2 protein-coding genes and 1 pseudogene are annotated in these 3,162 nt (G+C 60.6%); 2 read left to right on the forward strand and 1 reads right to left on the reverse strand.

Annotated features, from left to right (window positions below; translation table 11 throughout):
- Nucleotides 1–596 (reverse strand): annotated as a pseudogene (locus BFP90_RS28085) (transposase); the annotation flags it as partial.
- A 215-nt stretch (nt 597–811) separates the two neighbouring features.
- On the opposite strand from BFP90_RS28085, the gene mdcA reads away from it, so the two are divergent.
- Both mdcA and BFP90_RS04615 read left to right on the forward strand, forming a co-directional pair.
- Complete coding sequence (mdcA, locus tag BFP90_RS04610; RefSeq protein ID WP_065885368.1) at nt 812–2,482, forward strand: malonate decarboxylase subunit alpha; 1,671 nt, start codon at nt 812–814, stop codon at nt 2,480–2,482.
- A partial coding sequence (locus BFP90_RS04615; protein ID WP_065896089.1) for a triphosphoribosyl-dephospho-CoA synthase occupies nt 2,483–3,162 on the forward strand: 680 nt, incomplete at its 3' end.

Below are 3,162 nucleotides of genomic sequence, written 5' to 3' on the forward strand. Positions count from 1 at the left end.
ATGAACGAACTTGCGCTTCCAGATCGGGCGTAAATCCTGTTGTTTCATCAGCCGACGGACCTTGTGCCGCCCAATGGATACGCCATCGCTACGCAGTGCTTTCATCACCCGACGACTGCCATAACAGTGCTCATTGGTCATGAACGTAGCTTTGACCTGAGCTGCAACCGGACAGACAGCTTTTGGCTTAAAAGACCGCTGACGAGCTTCATAGAACCCCGAACGGCTGATCCGCAAAACCCGGCAGATACGTATTACCGGGTAGGCCTTGCATTGCATTTGGTGAACCAATTGGTGGATCACTTCAATTCGCGGGCAAAGAAGGCCGTAGCTTTTTTTAATATATCGTTGTCAGTCTTCAGCTCGCGGATCTGCTGCTCAAGCTGACGAATACGCTGTTGCTCGCTGGTTAACGGTTTACCAATCCCTGTACCACCTAACTGCTCGGCTTGGTACTGCTGGACCCAGCGGCGCACGGCAGTATCACTCAAGTCTAAATCGGTACAAACGGAGTTCACGCTCAGGCCTTGGTCAACAATCATCTTGCAGACTCTTAGCTTGAAAGCGGCGTCGAATTTTCTGTACTTCTTGGTCATGGAATACTCCTCAATAGGTGTAGTTTCACCTATTGAGGTGTCCGGGACTATTAGACCAGCTCATAGCTGACCCACCGCAATCGGGGGCAAGCCCCCTCCCACATTTTGAGTTTCATTACTCCCACCGTAATGATCCGTCGTCGGGCTTGATTGATGGCCTTCCGAATCACTCCTAAGGTAAAGCCCCACGACAGCAACCCCCCCGTGGAGCAACCATGACAACAACCATCACCCCCGACTCGCGCTGGACGCGGCGGCGCGACGAGAAGCAGCGGCGGCTCGGGCTGGTCAAACAGTATGCAGACGGGGCAGTGTTGCCCAGTGACAAGATCGTCGAGGCCCTTGAAGCCTTGATCCTTCCCGGCGACCGCGTGGTACTGGAAGGCAACAACCAGAAGCAGGCCGACTTCCTCTCGCGTTCCCTAGCCAAGGCCGACCCGGCCAAGCTCCACGATTTGCACATGATCATGCCCAGTGTCGGTCGTTCAGAGCACCTGGACCTGTTTGAAAAAGGCATCGCACGCAAGCTGGATTTCTCCTTCGCCGGCACCCAATCCCTGCGCATCAGCCAGTTGCTGGAAGACGGCCTGCTGGAAATCGGCGCGATCCATACCTACATCGAACTCTATGCGCGCCTGGTGGTGGACCTGATTCCCAACGTGGTGCTGTCGGCCGGCTTCATGGCCGACCGCGCCGGCAACATTTACACCGGCGCCAGCACCGAAGACACCCCCGCGCTGATCGAACCCGCTGCCTTCAGCGATGGCATCGTGATCGTGCAGGTCAACCAATTGGTGGACGACGTCACCGACTTGCCGCGCGTGGACATCCCCGCCAGCTGGGTGGATTTCGTGGTGGTGGCCGACAAGCCGTTCTATATCGAGCCGCTGTTCACCCGTGATCCGCGTCACATCAAGCCGGTACACGTGCTGATGGCGATGATGGCGATCCGTGGTATCTACGAAAAACACAATGTGCAATCGCTCAACCACGGTATCGGCTTCAACACCGCCGCCATCGAACTGATCCTGCCCACCTACGGCGAATCCCTGGGCCTGAAGGGCAAGATCTGCCGCAACTGGACCCTCAACCCGCACCCCACGCTGATTCCGGCGATTGAAAGCGGCTGGGTGCAAAGCGTGCATTGCTTCGGCACTGAACTGGGCATGGAAAACTACATCGCCGCACGCCCGGATGTGTTCTTCACCGGCCGCGACGGCTCGATGCGCTCCAACCGCATGTTCTGCCAACTGGCCGGCCAGTACGCGGTGGACCTGTTTATCGGCGCCACCCTGCAAGTGGATGGCGATGGCCATTCCAGCACCGTGACCCGTGGCCGCCTCGCCGGTTTCGGCGGCGCGCCGAACATGGGCCACGACCCACGCGGTCGCCGCCACGGCACACCGGCCTGGCTGGACATGCGCCACGATGATGCGCCCGAAGCCTTGCTCGAACGTGGCAAAAAACTCGTCGTGCAAATGGTCGAGACCTTCCAGGAAGGCGGCAAGCCCACCTTCGTCGACACCCTCGACGCGGTGGAAGTGGCGCGCAAAAGCGGCATGCCCCTGGCGCCGATCATGATCTACGGCGACGACGTCACCCACCTGCTCACCGAAGAAGGCATCGCCTACCTGTACAAGGCGCGTTCCCTGGAAGAACGCCAGGCAATGATCGCTGCCGTCGCCGGGGTCACCGCCATCGGTATGCGCCACAACCCCAAGGACACCGCCCGCATGCGCCGCGAAGGCTTGATTGCGCTGCCCGAAGACCTGGGCATTCGTCGCACCGACGCCACCCGCGAGCTGTTGGCCGCCAAGAGCGTGGCCGATCTGGTGGACTGGTCCGGCGGCCTGTACAACCCACCCGCCAAATTCAGGAGTTGGTAGATGCGCGCCCTCAAACTGCATGAAGTGAGCCTGGCCGATCGCCTGGCGGATAGGGCGGTCGATGCGCTGATCGACGAAGCGGATTTGTCGCCCAAGCCCGCCCTGGTAGACCGGCGAGGCAACGGCGCCCACACCGATCTGCACCTGGGCTTGATGCACGCCTCGGCGCTGTCGCTGTGGCCGATGTTCAAGGAAATGGCCGAGGCCGCGCTTGAAATCGGCGAAATCGGCCTGCCTCTGCGCGAAGCCCTGGGCCGTATTGGCCGCGAAGGCGAGCAAGCGATGCTCATTACCACCAATGGCGTAAATACTCATCGCGGTGCGATCTGGGCGCTTGGTCTGCTCACCGCCGCAGCGGCCCTGGACCCTGGCGCCGTTACGCTGAACGCGGCCAGATTAGCCTTACTCAACGACCGACATGCGCCACAAACCCTGAGCCACGGCGCGCTGGTCGCCCAACGTTACGGCGCTCGCGGTGCCCGTGAAGAAGCGCAGTTGGGCTTCCCTTCGGTGACGCAACGCGGCCTGCCGCAATTGCACAAGAGCCGCCAGCAAAATGCCGGAGAACAGAACGCGCGCCTGGACGCCTTGCTCGCGATCATGACCGAACTGGCCGACACCTGCGTGCTCTACCGCGCCGGCTACGCAGGCCTGACCACCCTGCAACAGGGCGCCCAGGC

It is taken from the genome of Pseudomonas sp. 24 E 13, assembly GCF_900004715.1.
In the GTDB taxonomy this organism is placed as follows: domain Bacteria; phylum Pseudomonadota; class Gammaproteobacteria; order Pseudomonadales; family Pseudomonadaceae; genus Aquipseudomonas; species Aquipseudomonas orientalis_A.